The organism is Pseudomonas sp. A34-9 (assembly GCF_029543085.1).
Taxonomy (GTDB): domain Bacteria; phylum Pseudomonadota; class Gammaproteobacteria; order Pseudomonadales; family Pseudomonadaceae; genus Aquipseudomonas.
This window is the reverse complement of sequence record NZ_CP119967.1, coordinates 1,412,130-1,433,941: the sequence shown is the minus strand read 5'-3', so window position 1 is coordinate 1,433,941 and position 21,812 is coordinate 1,412,130. Positions and strand designations below refer to the sequence as shown.

Annotated in this window: 29 protein-coding genes; 6 read left to right on the top strand and 23 right to left on the bottom strand. The window is 59.5% G+C overall.

The genetic code is table 11. The annotated features are described in order from the left end of the window. The first annotated feature begins 36 nt into the window (after positions 1–36). The 3 genes from P3G59_RS06305 to tsaA all read left to right on the top strand — a co-directional run bounded on the left by P3G59_RS06305 (position 37) and on the right by tsaA (position 2,273). On the top strand, positions 37–507 hold the full coding sequence (locus P3G59_RS06305) for a DUF1456 family protein (protein WP_277760882.1): 471 nt from the start codon (positions 37–39) through the stop codon (positions 505–507). Positions 508–635: 128 nt separating this feature from the next. Then, a complete protein-coding gene (locus P3G59_RS06300; protein WP_277760881.1) occupies positions 636–1,406 on the top strand; it encodes an SDR family oxidoreductase in 771 nt (256 codons plus the stop codon). Between the two features lie 168 nt (positions 1,407–1,574). Then, positions 1,575–2,273 (top strand): tRNA (N6-threonylcarbamoyladenosine(37)-N6)-methyltransferase TrmO, encoded by a 699-nt coding sequence (tsaA, locus tag P3G59_RS06295; RefSeq protein WP_277760880.1) that lies wholly within the window; start codon positions 1,575–1,577, stop codon positions 2,271–2,273. 212 nt (positions 2,274–2,485) lie between these two features. On the opposite strand, the gene fpr is transcribed toward tsaA, so the two are convergent. After that, on the bottom strand, positions 2,486–3,265 hold the full coding sequence (fpr, locus tag P3G59_RS06290) for a ferredoxin-NADP reductase (protein WP_007908723.1): 780 nt from the start codon (positions 3,263–3,265) through the stop codon (positions 2,486–2,488). Between the two features lie 133 nt (positions 3,266–3,398). Between fpr and P3G59_RS06285 the strand changes: the two genes are divergently transcribed. Beyond that, positions 3,399–4,325: a LysR family transcriptional regulator gene (locus tag P3G59_RS06285; RefSeq protein ID WP_277760879.1), complete on the top strand. Its 927-nt coding sequence runs from the start codon at positions 3,399–3,401 to the stop codon at positions 4,323–4,325. Here P3G59_RS06285 and P3G59_RS06280 read toward each other — a convergent pair. From P3G59_RS06280 to P3G59_RS06270, 3 genes are all read right to left on the bottom strand, one after another. Continuing rightward, entirely contained in the window at positions 4,322–4,684 is a 363-nt protein-coding gene (locus P3G59_RS06280) for a diacylglycerol kinase (RefSeq protein WP_003222276.1), read from the bottom strand. The two genes, P3G59_RS06285 and P3G59_RS06280, sit on opposite strands and share 4 nt — an antisense overlap. Positions 4,685–4,758: 74 nt before the next feature. Beyond that, positions 4,759–5,409, bottom strand: coding sequence for a response regulator transcription factor ErdR (gene erdR / locus P3G59_RS06275; protein ID WP_008077176.1), 651 nt, complete (start codon positions 5,407–5,409; stop codon positions 4,759–4,761). Positions 5,410–5,633: 224 nt separating this feature from the next. Next, positions 5,634–6,380 (bottom strand): tRNA-uridine aminocarboxypropyltransferase, encoded by a 747-nt coding sequence (locus P3G59_RS06270; protein WP_277760878.1) that lies wholly within the window; start codon positions 6,378–6,380, stop codon positions 5,634–5,636. Between the two features lie 189 nt (positions 6,381–6,569). Here P3G59_RS06270 and P3G59_RS06265 point away from each other — a divergent pair, with 189 nt between their 5' ends. Then, positions 6,570–6,995 (top strand): PA3611 family quorum-sensing-regulated virulence factor, encoded by a 426-nt coding sequence (locus P3G59_RS06265; RefSeq protein WP_034154935.1) that lies wholly within the window; start codon positions 6,570–6,572, stop codon positions 6,993–6,995. Here P3G59_RS06265 and P3G59_RS06260 read toward each other — a convergent pair whose 3' ends face one another. Continuing rightward, a complete protein-coding gene (locus P3G59_RS06260; protein WP_277760877.1) occupies positions 6,996–7,190 on the bottom strand; it encodes a hypothetical protein in 195 nt (64 codons plus the stop codon). Between the two features lie 350 nt (positions 7,191–7,540). Here P3G59_RS06260 and P3G59_RS06255 point away from each other — a divergent pair, with 350 nt between their 5' ends. Further along, positions 7,541–8,659 (top strand): TIGR00730 family Rossman fold protein, encoded by a 1,119-nt coding sequence (locus tag P3G59_RS06255; RefSeq protein WP_277760876.1) that lies wholly within the window; start codon positions 7,541–7,543, stop codon positions 8,657–8,659. Positions 8,660–8,714: 55 nt separating this feature from the next. Here P3G59_RS06255 and recX read toward each other — a convergent pair whose 3' ends face one another. From recX to P3G59_RS06165, 18 genes are all read right to left on the bottom strand, one after another. After that, complete coding sequence (gene recX / locus P3G59_RS06250) at positions 8,715–9,185, bottom strand: recombination regulator RecX (protein WP_007908744.1); 471 nt, start codon at positions 9,183–9,185, stop codon at positions 8,715–8,717. 8 nt (positions 9,186–9,193) lie between these two features. Next, positions 9,194–10,249 carry a recombinase RecA gene (recA, locus tag P3G59_RS06245; protein WP_007908746.1) on the bottom strand — a complete coding sequence of 352 codons (1,056 nt, stop codon included), beginning with the start codon at positions 10,247–10,249 and terminating at the stop codon, positions 9,194–9,196. A gap of 83 nt (positions 10,250–10,332) precedes the next feature. Continuing rightward, the gene (locus P3G59_RS06240; RefSeq protein WP_277760875.1) at positions 10,333–10,833 is read right to left on the bottom strand and encodes a CinA family protein; all 501 of its coding nucleotides are present in this window, start codon (positions 10,831–10,833) and stop codon (positions 10,333–10,335) included. A gap of 67 nt (positions 10,834–10,900) precedes the next feature. Beyond that, positions 10,901–11,419: a lysis system i-spanin subunit Rz gene (locus P3G59_RS06235; RefSeq protein ID WP_277760874.1), complete on the bottom strand. Its 519-nt coding sequence runs from the start codon at positions 11,417–11,419 to the stop codon at positions 10,901–10,903. Next, complete coding sequence (locus P3G59_RS06230; protein WP_277760873.1) at positions 11,398–11,964, bottom strand: glycoside hydrolase family 19 protein; 567 nt, start codon at positions 11,962–11,964, stop codon at positions 11,398–11,400. Before P3G59_RS06230 ends, P3G59_RS06235 begins: the two co-directional genes overlap by 22 nt. A gap of 37 nt (positions 11,965–12,001) precedes the next feature. Further along, positions 12,002–12,256 carry a hypothetical protein gene (locus P3G59_RS06225; RefSeq protein ID WP_277760872.1) on the bottom strand — a complete coding sequence of 85 codons (255 nt, stop codon included), beginning with the start codon at positions 12,254–12,256 and terminating at the stop codon, positions 12,002–12,004. Next, positions 12,256–13,416 carry a hypothetical protein gene (locus P3G59_RS06220; protein ID WP_277760871.1) on the bottom strand — a complete coding sequence of 387 codons (1,161 nt, stop codon included), beginning with the start codon at positions 13,414–13,416 and terminating at the stop codon, positions 12,256–12,258. The genes P3G59_RS06225 and P3G59_RS06220 overlap by 1 nt, the downstream gene beginning before the upstream one ends. An 18-nt stretch (positions 13,417–13,434) precedes the next feature. Then, positions 13,435–13,881, bottom strand: a complete 447-nt coding sequence (locus tag P3G59_RS06215) for a hypothetical protein (RefSeq protein ID WP_277760870.1) — start codon at positions 13,879–13,881, stop codon at positions 13,435–13,437. Beyond that, positions 13,882–14,778: a phage tail protein gene (locus P3G59_RS06210; RefSeq protein ID WP_277760869.1), complete on the bottom strand. Its 897-nt coding sequence runs from the start codon at positions 14,776–14,778 to the stop codon at positions 13,882–13,884. It lies immediately after the preceding gene. 166 nt (positions 14,779–14,944) lie between these two features. After that, positions 14,945–15,511, bottom strand: coding sequence for a tail fiber assembly protein (locus P3G59_RS06205; RefSeq protein WP_277760868.1), 567 nt, complete (start codon positions 15,509–15,511; stop codon positions 14,945–14,947). A 7-nt stretch (positions 15,512–15,518) separates the two neighbouring features. Then, positions 15,519–16,616, bottom strand: coding sequence for a phage tail protein (locus tag P3G59_RS06200; RefSeq protein ID WP_277760866.1), 1,098 nt, complete (start codon positions 16,614–16,616; stop codon positions 15,519–15,521). 153 nt (positions 16,617–16,769) lie between these two features. Then, a complete protein-coding gene (locus tag P3G59_RS06195; RefSeq protein ID WP_277760865.1) occupies positions 16,770–17,171 on the bottom strand; it encodes a phage tail assembly chaperone in 402 nt (133 codons plus the stop codon). 2 nt (positions 17,172–17,173) lie between these two features. Continuing rightward, on the bottom strand, positions 17,174–18,109 hold the full coding sequence (locus tag P3G59_RS06190) for a hypothetical protein (RefSeq protein ID WP_277760864.1): 936 nt from the start codon (positions 18,107–18,109) through the stop codon (positions 17,174–17,176). Between the two features lie 14 nt (positions 18,110–18,123). After that, complete coding sequence (locus P3G59_RS06185; RefSeq protein ID WP_277760863.1) at positions 18,124–18,723, bottom strand: putative phage tail protein; 600 nt, start codon at positions 18,721–18,723, stop codon at positions 18,124–18,126. Beyond that, positions 18,711–19,754 (bottom strand): baseplate J/gp47 family protein, encoded by a 1,044-nt coding sequence (locus P3G59_RS06180; protein WP_277760862.1) that lies wholly within the window; start codon positions 19,752–19,754, stop codon positions 18,711–18,713. Before P3G59_RS06180 ends, P3G59_RS06185 begins: the two co-directional genes overlap by 13 nt. After that, the gene (locus P3G59_RS06175; RefSeq protein ID WP_277760861.1) at positions 19,744–20,142 is read right to left on the bottom strand and encodes a phage GP46 family protein; all 399 of its coding nucleotides are present in this window, start codon (positions 20,140–20,142) and stop codon (positions 19,744–19,746) included. The genes P3G59_RS06180 and P3G59_RS06175 overlap by 11 nt, the downstream gene beginning before the upstream one ends. Continuing rightward, on the bottom strand, positions 20,142–20,651 hold the full coding sequence (locus tag P3G59_RS06170; RefSeq protein ID WP_277760860.1) for a phage baseplate assembly protein: 510 nt from the start codon (positions 20,649–20,651) through the stop codon (positions 20,142–20,144). Before P3G59_RS06170 ends, P3G59_RS06175 begins: the two co-directional genes overlap by 1 nt. 114 nt (positions 20,652–20,765) lie before the next feature. Continuing rightward, positions 20,766–21,812 (bottom strand): phage baseplate assembly protein, encoded by a 1,047-nt coding sequence (locus P3G59_RS06165; protein ID WP_277760859.1) that lies wholly within the window; start codon positions 21,810–21,812, stop codon positions 20,766–20,768.

Below are 21,812 nucleotides of genomic sequence, written 5' to 3'. Positions count from 1 at the left end.
TGCGCGCTGCCCACAACGCTTATCAGGATTACTCACATGATTCATAACGACGTATTGCGCAGCGTGCGCTACATGCTCGACATCAGCGACAAAAAGGTTGTCGAGATCATCAAGCTTGGCGGCATGGAAGTCGCACTCGCCGACGTGGTGACCTGGCTCGACAAAAAAGAAGAAGACGAAGAAGGTTTCGTGCGCTGCCCGGACGAAGTCATCGCGCACTTCCTCGACGGCCTGGTGATCTTCAAGCGTGGCAAGGACGAAAGCCGTCCGCCGCAACCAATCGAAGTGCCAGTGACCAACAACATCATTCTGAAAAAGCTGCGCGTGGCCTTCGAACTGAAAGAAGACGACATGCACGCGATCCTCAAGGCTGCCGAGTTCCCGGTGTCCAAGCCTGAGCTGAGCGCACTGTTCCGCAAGGTTGGCCACACCAACTACCGTCCGTGTGGCGACCAGTTGCTGCGCAACTTCCTCAAGGGTCTGACCCTGCGCGTTCGCGCCGCCTGATCCCGTCTGCGGTGGCGCCTGATGGTCGCCACCGCAGCGCATGACCGCTCATTCCCTCCGAAAATAGTGGCTCCGCTTTTCGCGGCTGACGACTAGGGTGTACTGATCCCTAATCCTCAGGACTCGCCATGCACCCGTATTTCTCCCTGCAAGGCCGCACCGCTCTGGTGACCGGCGGCACCCGTGGTATCGGCAAAATGATCGCCAAAGCCTTTGTCGAGGCTGGCGCGCGCGTCTATGTCTGCTCGCGCGATGTCGAGGCCTGCCATCAAACCGCTGCAGAACTCAGTGCCTTGGGCAAGTGCCACGGCGTGGCGGCGAATCTGGCGACAGAAGAAGGCGTACAGGAACTGGCCGCGCGCCTGGGCGAGCAGATCACTCATCTGGACATTCTGGTGAACAATGCCGGCACCACTTGGGGGGCGCCGCTGGAGAGTTATCCGGTGAAGGGCTGGGAGAAAGTCATGCAGCTCAACGTGACGTCGGTGTTCAGTTGCATCCAGCAGTTTCTGCCGCTGTTGCGCAAGGGTGGCTCAGCGGCGAATCCGGCGCGGATTATCAACATTGGTTCGGTGGCGGGGATTTCTTCGTTTGGTGAGCAGGCGTATGCCTACGGGCCGAGCAAGGCCGCCCTGCATCAATTGTCGCGGATTCTTGCGCGGGAACTGGTGAGCCAGCACATCAACGTCAATGTGATCGCGCCGGGACGGTTTCCGAGCAAAATGACCCAGCATATTGGTAATGATCAGCAGGCGTTGGCCGAGGACACGGCATTGATTCCGATGAAGCGCTGGGGGCGGGAGGAGGAAATGGCGGCGTTGGCGATCAGTCTGGCGAGCACGGCTGGGGCTTATATGACCGGGAATATTATTCCTCTTGATGGCGGATTCAGCCTCTAGGTCGGCGGCGCGGCCTTCGCGAGCAAGCTCGCTCCCACAGGGATCTTGTGCACGCCATAGATTTAATGTGGGAGCGAGCTTGCTCGCGAAGAGGCCAGCCCTGCTGACACCAGACTTGAGACGGGACGGGTTATCATGCCCACCCCTGCCCCGCTTCGAATGTAAACCATGACTTACAGCGTCTCCCCCATCGGCTTCGTGCGCTCCTGCTTCAAGGAGAAATTCGCCATCCCCCGCCAGCCACAACTGGCCCCCGCCGCCCGTGGCGTGCTGGAATTGGTGGCGCCGTTCGATCAGGGCGACGCCGTGCAAGGCCTGGAGCAGGTCAGCCATGTCTGGCTGCTGTTTCTGTTTCATCAAGCGCTAGAAGATAAACCACGGCTGAAAGTCCGCCCACCGCGACTGGGCGGCAACAAGTCCATGGGCGTGTTCGCCACGCGCGCGACTCACCGTCCCAACGGCATCGGCCAATCGGTGGTGAAACTGGACAAAGTCGAAGCCAATCGCCTGTTCATCTCCGGCATCGACTTGCTCGACGGCACGCCGATTCTCGACATCAAACCCTACGTGCCTTACGCCGACAACATCCCCGAAGCCGCCAATAGCATCGCCAGCGCCGCGCCGCAGCTGATTGACGTGCAGTGGACGGATTCAGCGCTGAAACAAGCGCACACACACGCTCAGCGCCTTGGCGAGCCGCTGGTGGAGCTGATTGAACAGTGTCTGGCGCAGGATCCGCGCCCGGCGTATCAAACCCCCGCGCCAGAGCGCGAGTACGGTGCGCAATTCTGGGACCTGGATGTGCGCTGGCATTACCCGACGCCCGAGCAGATCCGCGTCCTCGAAGTCATCCCTGCCGACGCCTGAGACCTCGCTCAATGTAGGAGCTGCCGCAGGCTGCGATCTTTTGATCTTGATCTTAAAAAGCAAGATCAAAAGATCGCAGCCTGCGGCAGCTTCTACAGGGAAATGTGTCGGGCATAAAAAAGCCCCCATTGCCAATTCAGGCAATGGGGGCTGATCGTTCCCACGCTCTGCGTGGGAATACATCCGTTGACGCTCTGCGTCACCTCAACAGCTTACTTTTCTACGAACGCACGCTCGATCAGGTAATCACCCGGCTCGCGCATCCGCGCCGAGATCTTCAGGCCGAAGCTGTCGAGCACTTCGCTGGTCTCGTCGAGCATGCTCGGGCTGCCGCAGATCATCGCGCGGTCGTCCTGCGGGTTGATCGGCGGCAGGCCGATGTCGCTGAACAGCTTGCCGCTGCGCATCAGGTCGGTCAGACGACCCTGATTCTCGAAAGGCTCGCGGGTCACGGTCGGGTAGTAGATCAGCTTGTCACGCAGCGCTTCGCCGAAGAACTCGTTCTGCGGCAGGTGCTCGGTGATGAATTCGCGGTAGGCGACTTCGTTGACGTAACGCACACCGTGGACCAGGATCACTTTTTCAAAGCGCTCGTAGGTTTCCGGGTCCTGAATGACGCTCATGAACGGCGCCAGGCCAGTGCCGGTGCTCAGCAGGTACAAATGCTTGCCCGGGTTCAGGTCGTCCAGCACCAGGGTGCCGGTAGGCTTTTTCGAGATGATGATCTCGTCGCCTTCCTTCAAGTGCTGCAGTTGCGAGGTCAGCGGACCGTCCTGCACCTTGATGCTGAAGAACTCCAGATGTTCTTCCCAGTTCGGGCTGGCGATCGAGTAAGCGCGCATAAGCGGGCGGCCGTTGGGCTGTTGCAGGCCGATCATCACGAACTGACCGTTCTCGAAGCGCAGGCCCGGATCGCGGGTGCACTTGAAGCTGAACAGAGTGTCGTTCCAGTGATGAACACTGAGGACACGCTCGTGGTTCATGTTGCTCATGTACGTTTGACTCCTGGAGATTGGGTCTGCGCTGGCTTTTGAAGGCGACGGTGCGCAATTGCATCGCATTCTAATAGCGACGACAATATCTGTTAACTGGATTATTAAGATAAGGGTTATCGGTTATATCGATATGCGATTTACTCTCCGTCAACTGCAAGTCTTCGTCGCCGTCGCCCAGCAGGAAAGCGTATCCCGTGCTGCGGGTCTGCTCAACCTCTCGCAGTCGGCCGCCAGCACATCGATTACTGAACTGGAGCGCCAATCCAGCTGCCAGCTGTTCGACCGCGCCGGTAAACGGCTGAGCCTCAACGCCCTCGGCAAACAGCTGTTGCCACAGGCGGTGGCCCTGCTCGATCAGGCCAAGGAAATCGAAGACCTGCTCAACGGCAAATCCGGTTTCGGCTCCCTGTCGGTCGGCGCGACGCTGACCATCGGCAATTACCTGGCGACCCTGCTGATCGGTAGCTTCATGCAGCGCCACCCGGAAAGCCAGGTGAAACTGCACGTGCAGAACACTGCCAATATCGTGCAGCAAGTCGCCCATTACGAAATTGATCTGGGTCTGATCGAAGGCGATTGCAGCCACCCGGACATCGAAGTGCAGAGTTGGGTCGAGGATGAGCTGGTGGTGTTCTGCGCGCCGCAGCATCCACTGGCCAAACGCGGCACGGCGACCATGGAGGAGCTGACGCACGAGGCATGGATTCTTCGCGAACAGGGTTCCGGCACACGGCTGACCTTCGATCAGGCCATGCGTCACCATCGCAGTGCGCTGAATATCCGTCTGGAGCTGGAACACACCGAAGCGATCAAACGCGCGGTGGAATCGGGGCTGGGGATTGGCTGCATCTCACGCCTGGCGCTGCGTGATGCGTTCCGGCGCGGCAGTCTGGTGCCGGTGGAGACGCCGGACTTGGATCTGGCGCGGCAGTTCTACTTCATCTGGCACAAGCAGAAGTACCAGACCTCCGCCATGCGCGAGTTTCTCGATCTGTGCCGCGCTTTCACCGCCGGGGTGCAGCGCAGCGACGAGATCGTCTTGCCGACAATCGCTTAAAGCAGAATCACCGCCCACACCAGCGCGATCATGCTCAGTGCCACGAATTGCGCGGCGCTGCCCATGTCCTTGGCGTTCTTCGACAGCGGGTGCAGTTCCAGCGAAATGCGGTCGATGGCCGCTTCGACTGCCGAGTTCAACAACTCGACGATCAGCGCCAGCAGGCACACGGCAATCAACAGTGCCTGCTCAACGCGGCTGACATTGAGGAAGAACGTCAGCGGAATCAGCACCACATTGAGCAATACCAATTGGCGGAAAGCTGCTTCACCGGTGAAGGCTGCACGCAAGCCGTCCAGCGAATAACCGGAGGCGTTGAGAATACGTTTCAGGCCGGTCTGGCCCTTGAAAGGTGACATAAAGTAGAAACCAACCAAAAAGGAGTGGGAAAGCTAGAGCAACAAAAGTCAAAAAAGCGTGAAGACGCCAGCCTTTATTGGCTCGGAATTGACTCAAGTTGTTGCAGCAGTAAAGCCGCTTGCGTGCGAGTGCGCACATTCAGCTTGCGAAAGATCGCCGTGACGTGGGCTTTGATCGTCGCTTCCGAGACACTCAGCTCATAGGCAATCTGCTTGTTCAGCAGACCTTCGCAGACCATGGTCAACACACGGAACTGCTGCGGCGTCAGGCTGGCGAGGCCATCGCTGGCGGCTTTGGCTTCGTCGGAAACGGCGACTGCCTCGAATGCCTGCGGCGGCCAGAACACATCGCCATCGAGTACTTTGCGCACGGCCTCCTGAATCACGCTGAGGTCGCTGGACTTGGGAATGAAACCACTGGCACCGAACTCACGGGATTTGACCATCACCGAAGCTTCTTCCTGCGCCGAAACCATCACCACCGGAATCTGCGGGTACTGTCCGCGTAGCATGACCAATCCGGAAAACCCGAAAGCGCCGGGCATGTTCAGGTCCAGCAGGACCAGATCCCAGTCAGCCTTTTCGGTCAGGCGCGTTTCCAGCTCGGCGATGCTCGCCACTTCTACCAGCCGGACATCCGGACCAAGGCCCAGCGTCACCGCTTGATGCAGGGCGCTACGAAACAGAGGGTGATCATCGGCAATCAGGATGTCGTATGTGGCCATTTTTCAAATGATCCTGTTTTTGATGGCAGACCCGGTGCATTCCGGTCTGGCCAAAGCAACTCAAGATGCCGCTTCTGAAGCGATATCCACAGGGGCACGTTCAACGCCAATCAACAGCAAACACGGCGTTTCAAACCTTGGCCGCCCCCCAATCGGCGCCAAGCATGCCCAGCGAAGACGGGGTGGTCAAGCAGCACGGCCGCCGGTGTGTATAGTATGGGCCACTATTGGGCCAACTCCGGCTGCGGCTTTCGTATATAGGGCAACAACTCAGCGTGGGCCGGCGTCGATTCATTCATGTCCAACTGCTGCTTGGCGCCAAGGTAATGCTGGCTGAACACATCGAAATAGGCGTCCAGCGCAGAGGCGGCGTCACTGTCACCGGCCAGTTCCAGGCACAGTGCCGCGACTTCGGCGGTGCACAAGTGCTCACTGCGGGTCGAGCGGCGCAAGCGGTAGCGCGAGAGTTTATCGGGCAACAGGCTCAATATCGGCAAACGATCGAAATACGGACTCTTGCGGAAGATTTTCCGCGCCTCGGTCCAGGTGGCGTCGAGCAGAATGAACAGCGGGCGCTTGCTGCTATCGATCGCAACGGTGTTGGTTACACGCGACCGTTCAACGTATTCGCCGGGAAACACCAGATACGGCTGCCATTGCGGGTCGTTGAGCAGTTCGAGCATCTGCGGATCGGGCTCGGTGCGTGACCAGATGAACGCATGGTTATCGCGCACCACATCGGCGATCAGCCATCCGGTATTGCTCGGTTTGAACACTTCCTTGCCGGTCATGATCAGGCACACGCCCGAACGGGTGTCGACACTCGGCCGCCAGGCGCACAGGCAATGGCTGATGATCACCCGGCAGTCGCGGCAACGTTCGGAGCGAAAGCCACGGGCCTGAATCGGCTTGATGCCTTCATCTTCGCGTTGATCACGCAAACGGGCGACGGCGTTGGGGGCATGATTCATCGCGGGCAGCGCCGGCAGACAGGGAAACTCGACACGAACAACACTCGGCAGGGCAATAAAGGCCGGCAGTTTACCAGAGCGACGGGCACAAGCCTGTACCCTCCCGACCGGCTCCCCTATAATTCGCCGCCACTGAACGCACAGTCACGTGGCTGGTCGAACCACCAGTCACTGAACCAGGAGAGTTTCATGCTGCGCCTTATCGTTCCCACCGCTGCCATTCTGCTGGCGTCGTCCTTCACCGCTCAGGCTGCCTCCCTGAGTGAGCAGAATCTGAACCGAGAGCTGCGCAACGTCGCCGCCCAAAGCAGCGTCGGCACGCCACGCGCCATCAATGAAGACATTCTTGATCAGGGCTACACCGTTGAAGGCACGCAGTTGATCAACCACCTGAGCGTGCAAAAGAGCCACGCCGACAAGATGCGCGCTGACCCTAAAGCCGTGTATTTCCAGTTGGGCGCTTCAGTGTGCAACAACCCGTCGTTTCGCAAGCTGATGGCCAAGGGCGCGATCATGCGTTACGACTTCACGGAAGTGAAAACCAACAAAGCGATCGGCTCCGCCAGTTACCAGGAATCGGATTGCCCGAAAGCCGGCCCGGCGAAGAAGAAGTAATCATCGCGAATTGGCGCGCCGCTGTTCATCCTCGGCGCGCAGTTCGGCCAACAAGGCCTGTAGATAGTGTGAGCGGCGCTCGCCGCCCGCCAACCGCCGGCAGCACTCCTCTTCGAGACTGAGTTGATTGGTCTCGGCTGATGCCTGCAACATTCGATACAGCTGCGTATCGATTTCCAGAATCACTCTGGCCATATGTCCCGCCTCCTTGCTACCCGCAAATCCTTGAATAGCGTGCGCCTGGCGTACGGTCGTTGACGCAAAGCTGTCGTACGGCGCCTGTAAGTTAGTTAATCAGAGGGATTGCCGCCCGCCGCACGTTCGGACGAGCGGTGACGGCATTGGTAAAAAACAATAAACGGTTGCCAGCCAAAACCTTGCGGCGCAATGATCAAGTCAGCGCAAATGCGCGCAAGGGTCTAGATTCAGAGTATTCCCGATCACTTTTCAACGGCAGGAAAGGAACTGCCGATCGTGTGTTTTTTGCAGCGCGGCACTGACGCCGCTCGTCAGGGCCAACCGCTCTGTGCAGAAGGAGACGTTGAATGCCTTACCAACCGAATGACCTCTTGAGCCGTCATTTTCAGGAAAGCGGTCCCGACCTCATCAGCCAGGTCGAAGCACAACTCAACCGTGTTTCCCCCAACAGCCCGAATATTCCCATCTACCGCGACATGATCCTGACCGTGCTGCGCATGGCCCAGGAAGACCACAATCGCTGGAACGCCAAGATCACCCTGCAAGCCCTGCGCGAACTGGAGCAGGCATTCCGCGTGCTGGAGCAGTTCAAGGGCCGACGCAAAGTCACAGTGTTCGGCTCGGCGCGCACGCCGGTCGAGCACCCGCTGTATGCCATGGCCCGTGAACTCGGCGCGGCACTGACGCGTTCGAACATGATGGTCATCACTGGCGCCGGGGGCGGCATCATGGCCGCTGCGCATGAGGGCGCCGGCCGCGATCACAGCCTCGGGTTCAACATTACCCTGCCCTTCGAACAGCATGCCAACCCGACCGTCGACGGCACCGGCAATCTGTTGCCGTTCCACTTCTTCTTCACGCGCAAACTGTTCTTCGTCAAGGAGGCTGACGCACTGGTTTTATGCCCCGGCGGGTTCGGCACGCTGGATGAAGCGCTGGAAGTGCTCACGCTGATCCAGACCGGTAAAAGTCCCTTGGTGCCGGTGGTGTTGCTGGATGCACCGGGCGGCACCTTCTGGCAAGGCGCGATGGACTTTATCCGCCAACAACTGGAGGCTAACCGCTACATCCTGCCGACCGACATGAAGCTGATGCGACTGGTTTACAGCGTTGAAGAAGCGGTGGAGCAGATAAATCAGTTCTACAGCAACTTCCACTCCAGTCGCTGGCTCAAGCGGCAATTTGTGATCCGCATGCATCACCAGCTCAGCGATCAGGCGCTGGAGCACATGCAGGAAGCTTTTGCCGATTTGTGCCTGAGTGACCAGTTTCATCAACACGCCTACGCCGGCGAGGAACACGATGAAGCGCAATTCAGTCATTTGGCCCGACTGGCCTTCGCCTTCAATGCGCGCACTCACGGGCGCCTGAGGGAGTTGATTGACTACATCAACCTGCCGGAAAACTGGGCCGATTCACGGCCGCAAACAGTGGAACGCTCGCGCGAACCGTCAAAGGTAATTTGAAGGCAAAAAAAAACGGCCCGCTATTTTCATAGCGGGCCGTTTTTATTGAATCGGTTTAATCGTCCATCCCTCGACCGCTGAACAAGCGGTTGATCATCTCCATCGAAAAGCCTCGATACGCCAGGAAACGGCCTTGCTTGGCCCGCTCTTTCGCATCAATCGGTAGATGCCCGGAGAACTTGCGTTGCCACGTTTCCTGCAGTTGCTCCTGCCAACTGATACCGCTTTCGCGCAGGGCGAGTTCGATATCGGCACGTTGCAAGCCGCGCTGGCTCAGCTCTTCGCGAATCCGCAGAGGGCCATAGCCGGAACGGGCACGGTAGGAAACAAAGCTTTCAAGGTAGCGGGCTTCGGAAAGCAGCCCCTCTTCCGTCAAACGGTCGAGGGCTGTTTCGATCATCTCCGCTTCAGCGCCGCGCTGACGCAGTTTACGCGTCAGCTCGACTCGACCGTGCTCGCGGCGTGCGAGCAGGTCCATGGCGGTTCGCCGCACCGCGACGAGGGTATCGAGTACGGCGGTGGTCATCGCTGCAATCAGATATCAGCGTCGGCCAGGTCGTCTTCAGTCTCTTTGACTGCAGAGGCCTTGGAGTCGATCACTGCTGGAGTGAGCAACTTGTCACGCAGTTGCTTCTCAAGCTTCGCGGCGATTTCCGGGTTGTCTGCCAGGAACTTGGCCGAGTTGGCCTTGCCCTGACCGATCTTGGTGCCTTCGTAGGCATACCAGGCGCCGGATTTTTCAACGAAACCGTGCAGCACGCCGAGGTCGATCATCTCGCCGTTGAGGTAGATGCCTTTGCCGTAAAGAATCTGGAACTCGGCCTGACGGAACGGCGAAGCGACCTTGTTCTTCACAACCTTGACGCGGGTTTCGCTACCGACCACTTCGTCGCCTTCTTTCACCGCGCCGGTACGGCGGATGTCGAGACGAACCGAGGCGTAGAACTTCAGCGCGTTACCACCGGTGGTGGTTTCCGGGCTACCGAACATCACGCCGATCTTCATACGGATCTGGTTGATGAAGATCACCAGGCAGTTCGCGTTCTTGATGTTACCGGTGATTTTACGCAGCGCCTGGGACATCAGACGGGCTTGCAGGCCCACATGCATGTCACCCATTTCGCCTTCGATTTCAGCTTTCGGTACCAGTGCAGCCACGGAGTCGACGATGATGACGTCAACCGCGTTGGAACGCACCAGCATGTCGGTGATTTCCAGGGCCTGTTCGCCGGTGTCCGGCTGGGACACCAGCAGGTCGTCGACGTTGACGCCCAGCTTGCCGGCGTACTCAGGGTCGAGGGCGTGTTCGGCGTCGACGAATGCGCAGGTCGCGCCGGCTTTTTGAGCCTGGGCGATCACGGACAAGGTCAGTGTGGTTTTACCGGAGGATTCCGGACCGTAGATTTCAACGATACGGCCTTTTGGCAGACCGCCAATGCCGAGTGCGATGTCCAGACCCAGAGAGCCAGTGGAGATAGCCGGGATCGCCTGACGGTCCTGATCGCCCATACGCATCACGGCACCCTTGCCGAATTGACGTTCGATCTGACCCAGGGCCGCAGCCAAGGCTTTCTTCTTGTTGTCGTCCATTAAAGTCCTCACGTAATCAATAAGGCCTGACGGCCAACACCTGTATAAGTAGCCAGTATTATTCCACAGCGCTCGCGGATCGCCTACCCCTGATTTTCGATTTCTCGTGCCGCTAGTCGCAGGAGCCCCTCTAGCGCGGCCTTCACCGTTTGTCGGCGGACGTCATCGCGATTGCCGGGGAAGTGCTGAACCTCGCTGGTCACCACCTCACCGACACCCCAAGCGAGCCAGACGGTGCCCACCGGTTTGTTCGGTGAACCACCGTCCGGCCCTGCGACACCACTGACCGCGACGGCAAACCGTGCCAGGCTTTTGTCCTGCGCGCCACGCACCATGGCTTCTACAACTTCACGACTGACCGCGCCCACCGATTCGAACAACTCGGCCGGGACATTCAATTGCTGGGTTTTCTGTCGATTGGAATACGTGACGTAGCCCGCCTCGAACCACGCCGAACTGCCGGGAATCCGTGTGATAGCTTCGGCTATCCCGCCACCGGTACACGACTCGGCGGTGGTCACATGGGCATTGAGCAGTTGCAGGCGTCGGCCAAGGTCGGCGGCCAGTTGAGTGATCTCTTTCACGGCGTGCTCCGGATCGTGTGGAATGCCTCCACCGTACACGAGCCGGTTGCGCTTTCAATACACAGACTCATTCAAAATGTGCAGGCGCCAGCGCTCTGACATAGGCCTGACATGCCTGCAAGGCAATCAGTCTGCGGTCGCCGGTATCGGTGATGGCGATAATTCGTTGAGCATGCGCCGGGTCAAGTCGGGCGCGTACGGTTGCATGATCCACGCCGCTGGCGCCGGCGGTGGCTGGCACGTTGCAGCCTGTGGCAGCGTCGCTGGCGTCGAGAAGGACTGACAGGCGCACATCAGCAGTGGCAAGACGATCGCGCAGGCGATCCTGATCACGTTGGGCATCGCTCAGCACTCGGTAGTGGGTTTGTTCACTGGTCGCGAGCCGCTGCTCCAGCGCCAGACGTTTATCCTGCTCGGCCTGTTGTGCGGTGGCGGCGGCAGAATTCTGTTGATTGAGGACTTCGGCATTTAACCGGGCCTGCTCGGCCAGTTGCCGACCGTAACGCCACTCCTGAACCTGCCAGGCCGCTGCAAACGCGCCAGCGGCCAGCAACAGGATGCCGATCATTCGCCAGGGGATTGGCATAGCACCGCCCTCGCCCGCGCCCAGATTTCCAGGCGATCCTGCAAGCCGTTCAACCCGCCGTTGATGCGCCGGGTAATGGTGTTGAACTCATCGCGGTCGGCCAGTGCGTTCAAACCTTTCTGCTCCCAGAACCATGCCGCGGACTCGGCGGCCCATTGCGGCTGTTCCAGCAACTCGGGCAAAGACAGCAGTCGCTCATCGCCGAACAGACCAACACTGCACTGGCGGTAATTCGAACGGCCGGTAATCTGGATCAACCCGCGCCCTCGGTATTTTTGCCCGTCGCCGTCGGCCTCAGGCGTGTTGCCCAGACGCAAGGCCAACGTGCCGGTGTCGTACTTGCTCAGGTATTGGTTGTTGCCTAGCTCGCGCACATAACGCAATTGCCCCGACTCGTGTCCGACTTGCGCGAGGAACGCCGCGACGCGTTTGGGCGAGTCGATATGGCGGCGCGCCATGGCACTATTGAGCGGCGAAACAAAAACGCCCGCTTGGGAGCGGGCGTTGGGCATGATGTCGATAAGGTTGTTTTCAGTTATTTGCATAATGCTTGATCCTCCCTGGATATTGCCGCCGATTGAATCATGATTGACGGCCAATGCCCGTCAGCCATTTTTTTGCCAGAGTTTTCAGGGTGCTGTCCGGTGCAAGTTCTTGGGGCACGTCGAATACCCAACCGAGGGTGCCGAAGTTGGCGGTCCAGTCGATTTGCGGTGCCGGAGCGATTTCGGTGATGTCGATCCACAGCAGATCCGGATGAAACATCTCGGCCATATTGCCGTCGGTGGAGAAGAGTTCGACCACAGTGTTCTGGGTGACGCGTGCGTAGATTTTCATCAGGCGTACTCGTAGATGATCACGACACCACGGGCACCCGCGGCGCCGGGTCTGCCCGGTTGATTCATTGCATTGGCGATGCCGCCCGCGCCGGAACCATAACCCGAGCCGGGTGCAGCTATAGCTCCGCCGACACTGGTACCAGCGCCCCCCGCCCCCAAGATTGAAGACGCACCATGTCCAGGAAGAATCGAACCGTTGACGCAAATTCCAGGACTGCCGGCTGCCCCTGCGCTACTGACAATGTTTGCGCCAGTGGCAGCAATGCCAGGCGCGCCACCGACAAACAAGCCAAACTGTGAAACTCCAACTACCCCGACGTTCGTCGCGCCGCCACCGCCAGGCGCAGAGACAAGAGATCCAATTGAACTGGTTCCCCCGGGGCCGGCACTCCCCCCGATAGCACCCGCGAGGCCTGCGGCACCCACTGTCACAATCTGGCTGCTACCAATGCTTGAAGACGGAATCCAGGCTTCGGCATAACTGCCGGAAGCACCACCTCCCGATACTCCGATCTCACTGCCGTTGGTTGCGGCAATTCCCGCACTCCCGCCGCCGCCACCGACGACCTTGACCAGCACATTCTTCATCCCCAGCGTCGGCACATAGGTACCAGACGAGGTGAAGGTCTTTACCCCCAACAACCGACCACTTGAGGCATTGCCCCCACTGGCATAAACCAGCACCCAACTGTCCAGCGCCGCGCTGTACACCACCGAACACACGCTGCTGCCGACAATCTCCGCTGGCCGTAATGCACTCAGCCCAAGGCTCAATAACGGCTTGGGCAGCAAGCCATTCGGTGCGAACGTGCTGGCTCCAGTGTTGGCATTCCCAGCGGTAAAGCGCAGCGTCAAACCGTCCTCCAACGTAGTGATCGCCGGCACATAGTTGGCCATGTACAGATTGGCGGCGCCGATATCAGTCGCATGCTTGTCTTCACCGGCCTGACTGATTTTTTTCAGCGCCTGCAACAGCTGCGTCGCGTCGGTTTCGTTTGGTTCAAGACCTGCAGATTTGACGACATTCAACAATTCATCGGTGACGCTGTTGCCCCAGGTCGCCGGGATCAACGATCCGGGCAATCCTGCGACGACGTCCTCATTGACGAATTTGCCATTCACCAGCCCGACGCTGGGAACGCTTTTTGGGTAATCCATTTCAATCTCTCATAAGATTCAGAGCGCAGCCGCCAACCAGTTCGGCGCCAGTGGCCGATGCTCGCTAAACGGGAAAAAAGAACCCTGCGGCCAGTCGCGCAATTCGCGGCGATAAGTCTGCAATTGGGCATATTGCTCGGTGGTCAACGTCGTGCCGCCGCCGTCTTCCAGCTCATCGCGATCGCGCGCCACCAACCCGTCGGTGACGGCCAGTTGCGCGGTGCGCCAACGGCGCTCGGCGTCGGCTGCCTCATCGGCCGAAAGAGGCGCAGGATCGACCAGAATCGGATAGCCGTTATCCGCACGCACTCCAATCACTTTTGCAGTGACGGCCAGTTGCTGCAGCAGCGAAATCCAATAAGTCTGAGGAATCTCGATGACGTCAGCGGGAATGTCGGTGGAGTTGATACCCGGTACATAAACGCCCCGGGTGCTGGCGCTGAACAAAACGTTATGCAGATTCATTCAATAGCCCTTCGCGAAATAGTTGATGCCCCAGCCCGCAGCAACGCTACCGCCGAAATCACGCACCTTGAGCTTGCAGCCTTGTTGCTTTCCAGAGCCTGCGATCAGGATGACCATTGCCCCGTCGCCGCCCGCGTGAGTGGCCACTAGTGAAGAAAACGCTGTAGGGAAGGAAATTGGAAATGTGATGTCGACTTCGCCCTTGGCATCCGTTGTGCCGACGCCCCATTGGTCGATGTTGCCGCTGGCAAACCGTTGATAGCCGACGTTGCCGTTAATGCCGGAATGCGCGGTGGCGTACCGATCGCTGACCGACCCTCCGTACAGGCGCCATTGGTTGGCCAGTTTGATCAGACACGCGGAATCACCGAGACCGAGCTTCAACGAACCAATCGTACCGTTGCAGGTTTCAATTTGTTCGTTTGCGGCGGGATTGATGGTTAGCACACCGTTGCCCGCATTGATCACGTGAAGTGTGCTGGCATGGGTTATTCCATTAATGGAGGGCAGCGTTGCAGTGATCGGCGTTGCACTGGCAAAACTCGCCACGCCCCCTACATTGGCCATGGTCAGGGCAGTGCTCGTCGCGTAAGAAATGAATCCGGAAAACTGCAACCCCGTGCGGGCCACGAACTCGGTAGTAGCGGCCGTTCTGCTTTTATCAAACTGCGGCGCAGTCACAAACAGATTGTTACTGCGCAGCGCACTGAGCAGCTGATTATTGGAGGCCTCCGTCGGGGTTAGCCCCGCGGCTTGGATGACCGTCAACAACTCTTGGGTAACACCATTACCCCAACTGGCCGGAATCAGCGACCCCGGCTTGCCCGTCAATAAATCTTCATCAACGAACTTGCCATCCACCAACCCGGCGCTGGGAACACTCTTTGGATAATCCATGAGACTCATCTCCTTATTTGAAAATACATGCGAGCGGGCATCAGCCCGCATTGGTTAAAAACCATTGCGGCGCTATCGGGGGGGGACATGGACGAAACCGCCGTTGACCAGGCCCACACCGGGGATCGTTTTTGGATAGTCCACAACACCTCTCCTTGTGCAGTTATCAGTCGGTCACGACAGCACCGGGAACGACCGGCCAGGTGACTTCATCAGGAAAACCGCTCTGCTTTTCAATGCGGTTCAGCTCGACGCTGTAGAGCTTCCATTCGATCAGCAGCAGTTGTTCGTCATGGCTGGCATCGCCAATGTCTTCGGCGTATTGCAGGGGCGCGATGCGCAGGACGGCGTCGCGCAGTAAGGCATCACGTTTAGCAAGAACGATGCGTTTGCAATCCGCCAGTTGCGCAACTTCATCAACCCGCCAGGCGTTATCCAGCCAGACGTGAAAGCCACCCGGCCAGGGCAACCGGGTGAAGCCTTCCGGCAACTTGCCCAGCGCGTTCCAGGTTTCCCGGATGCCTGTGTCAGTTCGATAGACATCGCCGCGGCAATCGATCTGCTGTTGCAGCGAGCCGTTGTCATAGGCCCAGGCAAACCCCTCGGGCGCCGGCGAGAGTTCGATGCTCAGGGTCACCGCATTGCTGGGCAGTTGCAGACCGATTCCCGGCACGAGCGGGAACTCGACAGGGCCGACCAAGGCACCGCTGTCATCTATCAGATAATTGAACATGGGCACCTCAGATCAGTTTGATTCGCGCAGGAAGGGCGATGTTTCGCGGACGGGTTTCGGCGGAAAAGATGCCGATGTTGCCGATGTACGAGTCGGAGTCGAATGCCGGGTTGGGATAGGTCGTCGCCACCGTCGTGTTGGTCGGTGAAAAGTTGACGTCAGTGCCCACGCTCCAGACAGTGTCAGGAATAGCCGGTGCCGGACGGAAGGACGAACCGGTTCCGGTCGGGAGAAAGTGGTTATGGCTTTGCAGCGAATGGTTCTGCAGGGTACCGGGGACTCGCCCGATATCTATGCCTCGGGCTTCATCGAGGACTCGCAGAAACTCACCGCGAACCTCGGGAATTCGAAAGGTCGACGCACCGTCGCCAGTGGTCCAGGCACCTTCTCGGGTAAATCGTGCCGCTTCTGTCGTCAAGATTCCCGAAGCCTGGGCGAAGTCCCACAGCCAAGGCCATTCCGCACGCTTGAAAAAGTTACCGTTGAGCAGGCCATAACCGCCGGGATTGAGCGCCATTGTGGTTTCAAACGACGGCCTGCCCAACGGGGTATTGTCGAAGCGTCCAACCGGCCACCAACTGCCGGCGCCGTCACTGCGCAACTGCCACCAGTCACCACCGCCCATCAGCACCAGAAACGGATAGCCGTTCGCTGACAGATGTGTATGAAACCTAATCCGGTCGCCGCCGGATGCCTGGACTACCAACCGGTTAACCGTGTTATCCACACGGCGAACAATAACGTCGCACACACCAAGACTGGCATCCGCAGCGGGAAGCGTGAGGGTCATCGCGCCCGGGCTGCCATCAACCAGAATCAAGCCCAGCTCCTGCGCCGCAAGTAGTTTGGAAGCCGAAATACGGGTGATTTGCGAGCGCATGGGGCTGGATTTGCCAATAATCGATTGAATGGCTTTGAACAATTGGCTGGTATCCGCCTCGGAAGCCACCAACCCACCACCAGTAATCACACTCAGAATCTCCTGAGTCACACTGTTGCCCCACACCGCTGGAATCAACGATCCCGGCGTACCCGCCACCGGGTTTTCATCGACGAAGCGGCCATCGACCAGGCCGACGCTGGGGACGCTTTTGGGATAATCCATAGATCGTTTGTTCCTCTGAAATAACAAATGAACCGCGTCGGAGCGATCGCTGGTGCGAGCCTGCGGCGGTCTGTTTCTGAAAATAAAAAGCCCACGGTGACGTGGGCTTGGGTGCTACATAAGGGAGACTGCGAATCTTCGACAAAAAAAGCGTCAAAGTGGCCGTAGTGATATCCGCGCCAGCCATTTTGGCGGTTGCGGGCGAGACTCTGTGTCAGCGGTTTCGTTGGCTCCTGGCCAATCACGCAGTGACTGGCGGTAGGCCAACAATCTGGAAAATTGCTTGCTGCTCAGAGAGGTGTCAGATCCAGCATCCAGTTCATCGCGGTGGCGGCTCACCAACCAGTCCGATTCACTCAGTCTCGCAGTCCGCCACAGACGCTCCGAACGGATTGCAGTGTCTTGCGTCACTGGAGGCTCGGCTGGCGCACTGAAGGTGTCGTCCTTGTAGACCCAGCCGGCGGACACCGGCGTGCCAGCCGGTACCACAACGCCGCAATCGACATCACCCGTCACAAGCGCGGTCACCAATCCATTTTCAATCACTGCTTTCATCGTCAAACCTCCCATCGCACTCGTGCGTTCATCAGGCCCGAAGTCGTCAGGTTCTGTGCCCACGCCGCAATAGCCACGCGCCCCGTGTATCGATCAGTAAACCCACCCGCCGGCATGAACTGCGTGCCTACGAAATTGACACCGGTATCCTCACTGATCACGCCGTAATCTGTTTTGACGTTGTCATCAAAGTCAAAAATCCCGGCAATGTAGGCACGAGGCTTGCGAGCCCAGTTCAAGGTCACCGAGTAGTTTCCATTGGCACCCGACCAGACCCCGACAGCCTCAAGCCGCGCCTTGTTTGCCAACAACGTCAGTTTGGGCAGCGTACCCGCACCAGTGGTGAGGATTTTGGCCACCAGCATGTCGATACAGGTGGAGTCAAAACCACCGCCGCTGCTCCCGGTACCGCCCTTCATCGCGGCTGGAATAATGTCGGTATCGACGCCTTTTTGCGTATAGCAAAACAGCACTCCATCACGAACCTGCATGCGCAGGAAATACGTGCTGTTGATATCCAGTGCCGACGATGCCCATACCGGTGTGAACAGCGCACGCGGGCGGGCGGTCATGCCAGCAGACACTTCTTCACACAGGCTGACCAGCACACCGCCAGGCACCGACACAGTTCCACCCGTCGCTCCGGTTGCCGCAGTCACCGGTATACGTCCGTCTGCTGTGGCCACCGTCGGGAATGCCAGTGCCGCCAAAGGCAAGGCATCCTGAGACATCACGTTCTTGAGCGCCTTGAGCAACTGATCGGACTGACTCTCAGAGGGCACCAGCCCTGCCGCGCGAATCACATTCAGCAACTCTTCGGTTACGGCATTGCCCCAAGTCGCCGGAATCAGCGATCCCGGCGTGCCAGTCAACGGGTTCTCATCAACAAACTTGCCATTCACCAACCCGGAACTGGGCACACTTTTCGGATAATCCATCCCGTCATTCCCCCCTAGTCATAATTGATGTGCACCTTGGTATGCGCCGGCGCACTGCGGTGGATCAGGCACTCCAACGCCGAGCCCGGATTGACGCCGAAACGCTCGCCCCAGTAGCTCGCGCCGTAACGCCGGCCGAGCAACAGGCGGCCGCCGGTGTTGAGCGTCCACATGAACTGCGCTTCCCAGGTGCCCCAATGCGCCGAGCCGAAACGCGAGCGGCCCATGCGTGGGGCTTCGAGTTCGGTGATGCTGGCGTTGGGGTAGCCCTGGCTTTTGGCGATGTCGAGGTAGTAGCCGACGGCCTGGCTGCCGACCGCGAGCAAACGCCGACGTACGGCGAGGCGGCGGTCGTCGAACAGCGGCGTGGCCCCCAGGCACGGGTCGGGCAGGTTCATCACCCGTTCCCAGTCCGGCACCAGTTCGCTGACGCCGGCCGGATCCATCTCGTTGAGCAGGTCGGCAGCGCGGGCATCGAGGCGTGCCAGTTCGACGGCAACGCCTTGCAGCACTTCTTCCAGTTCCGGCACGCGCTCCGGATCCCAAGCGGGACCCGCGGGCAGCAAGGCACGCAGTTGCGCCTGATATTGCGCGGCGGTTCTTATGCCCCCCATACGCAACCTCCGAAGGTCAACAGTTCGCTGTCGTTGGCCGTGACGTTGGCCACGGGGGCTGTCAGCACGTGGTCGGTTTCACCGGCGGCGCTGCTGATGGCTTCGCGAATATGGCTGATCAGCAGATCCTCGCCGAGGTCGGCTTCGCGGTTGTGCAAGTCGCGCAGTTGGGTTTCGACCGCAGCGCGCACGGCGCTAGTGTCGGGTGTCAACTTCAGGCGATAGGTAACGGGTACCTGAATCGGCGCACGCACATGCACTTCAGCCGTCACCGGCCGCAATGGCTCGATGTAGGCCTGCACTTCGGCTAACTGCTCGTCGTTCGGCACCGGTTGCGGGTCGTCGTCACGCATGATGTACACGCCGACGGTGCCCGGACCGAGCAAGCCGCCACGGCACCACGCGCGGGTCACGCCCGGGACCTCCAGCGCCCACGTCTCGTAGTCGCTGGCCGAGCCGCCATGGGGAATGACGCGGTAGGAACGAATCACCCGCGAGCGCAGTGACTCCAGACTTTCCCGCGCCACGCCGCCGCTGAGCCCCGGCGCCAGCACGACAAAACTGTTGCCGATCACGCCGGCAATCGGCTGCACCAGTGTCAGCGCCAGCCCGGCGTCGGCATTGCCCAGGTTGCCGGCATCAAGCGCCGCAATGGTGGTGCTGTTGCTGCCGTTGACCGTGGTGCGCGCGGCAGTGACTTTGTAGGTGCGACCGTCGCTCGATTGCAGCAACGTGTCGACGTCCAGCACCGCACCGGCGGTCGCGGTAAAACCGACGCTGCCGCTGGCCACTTGCGCGGGTTTGCGCGGTTGATTCAAACGCAGTGCGGCGATGCGCTCCAGGGTCGATTCATCGGCCTTGTCAGGCAGGATCTGCTCGGCAATCCAGTCGAGATAACCGTACAGACCATAAGCGGCGCCACCGAGGGTACGGGCCAGCACTTGCGCATCGGACTGGCGCAGCGAATCGCCGGCCAGGTCGCTTTGGGTGCGCTTGATCAGCACCGGCAGCGAAGGGGTTTCAAACGGCATAGATCACCTGCCAACTGTTATCGGGGTTGATGTCCAGACGTTCGCCGTCGGCCAGGGTCAGGACCGTGCGCAGGTTCAGGCGCTGAGCGTCGAGGCGTTCGCTGATGATGTCGATGGCGCTGCAGTGGCCGTCGTCGATCAGCCACTGCAAGGCTTCGCGGGCATAGAACTCGGCGTCCATCTGCGTTTGTCGGGTCAGCTTGACCCGGCGCAGCAGCCACAGCCGCGAGCCGATGCGGTCGTCGGCGACGGTGGGAAAGCTGTCGCCCCACCAGCCGTAGCGTTCGTCGTCGTCGAGGGCGTCGTCATCGGCGGCGCGGCGCCAGGTGAACAGGCTGATGAGTACGGCGCGGGTCAGCGCGGTATGGAGGTTGGGGCTGATCAGCATCACTGGCCTCCTGCCGGCGCGCCTGTCTGGCCGTTGCCGGCCTGTACGCCGACATGCACGTGTTTGATCTGGCTGATACCGCCGGCGATCTGGTCGCCGGTGGAGACGATTTTTCCGGTCTGGTTAATCACCGGTGTATCGAAGTTCACCGCACTGCTGGCGCGAATGTTCAGCGTGGCGGTTTCAATGTCGATGATCCGCCCGCGCTTGAAGTGAATCCTGTCGCCCTCGTCGGTGTAGATCGCCACTTCACCTGAAGCGAGCGATTGCAGGCGATAGCGGCGGTCGGCAATGACCAGGGCGATGGCGTGGGAACGGTCGCCGCCGATGAACGTGACGACACCTTCGGCGCCGGCCAGCGGGTGGCTGGTGAAACCGTAAGGTTCGAAGTGCTCCATGTCGTCGTTCACTTCGCCGGCGGTGAGGCGCATCTGTAGCGATTGCAGCTTGGATGCCGAATTGGCGAGCACGACAGTGCCGCGCGCCAGCAGGCGTGTCAGTAGGCTCATGCTTGGTTCCTGTAAGAAACGGGCCGACGTCAAAAGATCGCAGCCTTCGGCAGCTCCTACATAAGATCGGCGTACACCTGTAGGAGCTGCCGAAGGCTGCGATCTTTTCAGGGCCTAAGAGGTTTTTTTCGGTGGAGTGGGATCGGGATCGAAAGTGTGCGGCGGCGCCACTTGCAGCGTGGTCACCGAACCTTGCGCCGACAGCGAATACGTCACTTTGGAAATCAGCATGTCGCCATCAAATCCGAGTACCGGATCCGTGACCTTCACCAGCGTGTTGTGGCGCCACAAGTCACCGTTGGACTGGCGCCAGCCCTGCACCTGATAGGTGGTGGTCTGCGCCCGGCCCATGCGGGTCGCGCTTTCCCACTGCGCACGTTGTTGGGCCAACTCAAAGGTCAGCGCCGTGCCCTCGTTGATAATCGTGGTACGCCGACGTTTGAAAGACAGATCGGCGGCCGTTGATTCAACCTCACTGACCGCCGCCCCGCTCTTCTTGTCCGAGCCTTTCTGCTGGCCGATCACCCGATATTCGGAGAACACCTGGCTTTGATCCATCGGTGCGTTGGCCGACAAGATGTTCTTGCCCAGCTCCAGCGCATCGCTCGCGCGGCCACCGCTGCCAGGCTTGGCCAGCACCAGCCGGCCCTGCTCGTCATCGGTGGAAAACACCCGAAACAGCGAGAGCAAGCGGTCGATCGACTGGAACACCGTTTCACCCGGCACGATCGTGTGCTTGGCCAGTCGCGCGGTCTCGGGAATCTGGTTGACCACCATCAGCGAATACTCCATCGCCAATGCCTGAACGATGCTCAGCAACGGTTGTTCCTGCCACTGATTGGGCCGGTTGGTGGCGGCGCAATCGACCAGATCCTGAGTCCTGGAACTGCCCTCGATACTCAGGCTGATCTGCCGGCCGTCGTAACGAATCGGCGCCTTGAACACGTAACCGGTGAGGACCAGATCGTTGCCGATCTTCACTTCGCACGGATCGCCGGGTTTGATTCGCTGATCGACAGTCTGTCCCGGCCACTGCCAGGTGATGTCGAGTTTGAAGGTACGAAACTGACGCTCCAGATCAGCAGTGATTTCCACACTTTTCCAGCCGCCGTATTCCAGGTTGTTGACCGTCAGCGTGACGCGGTTATCCATCTCGCTCAT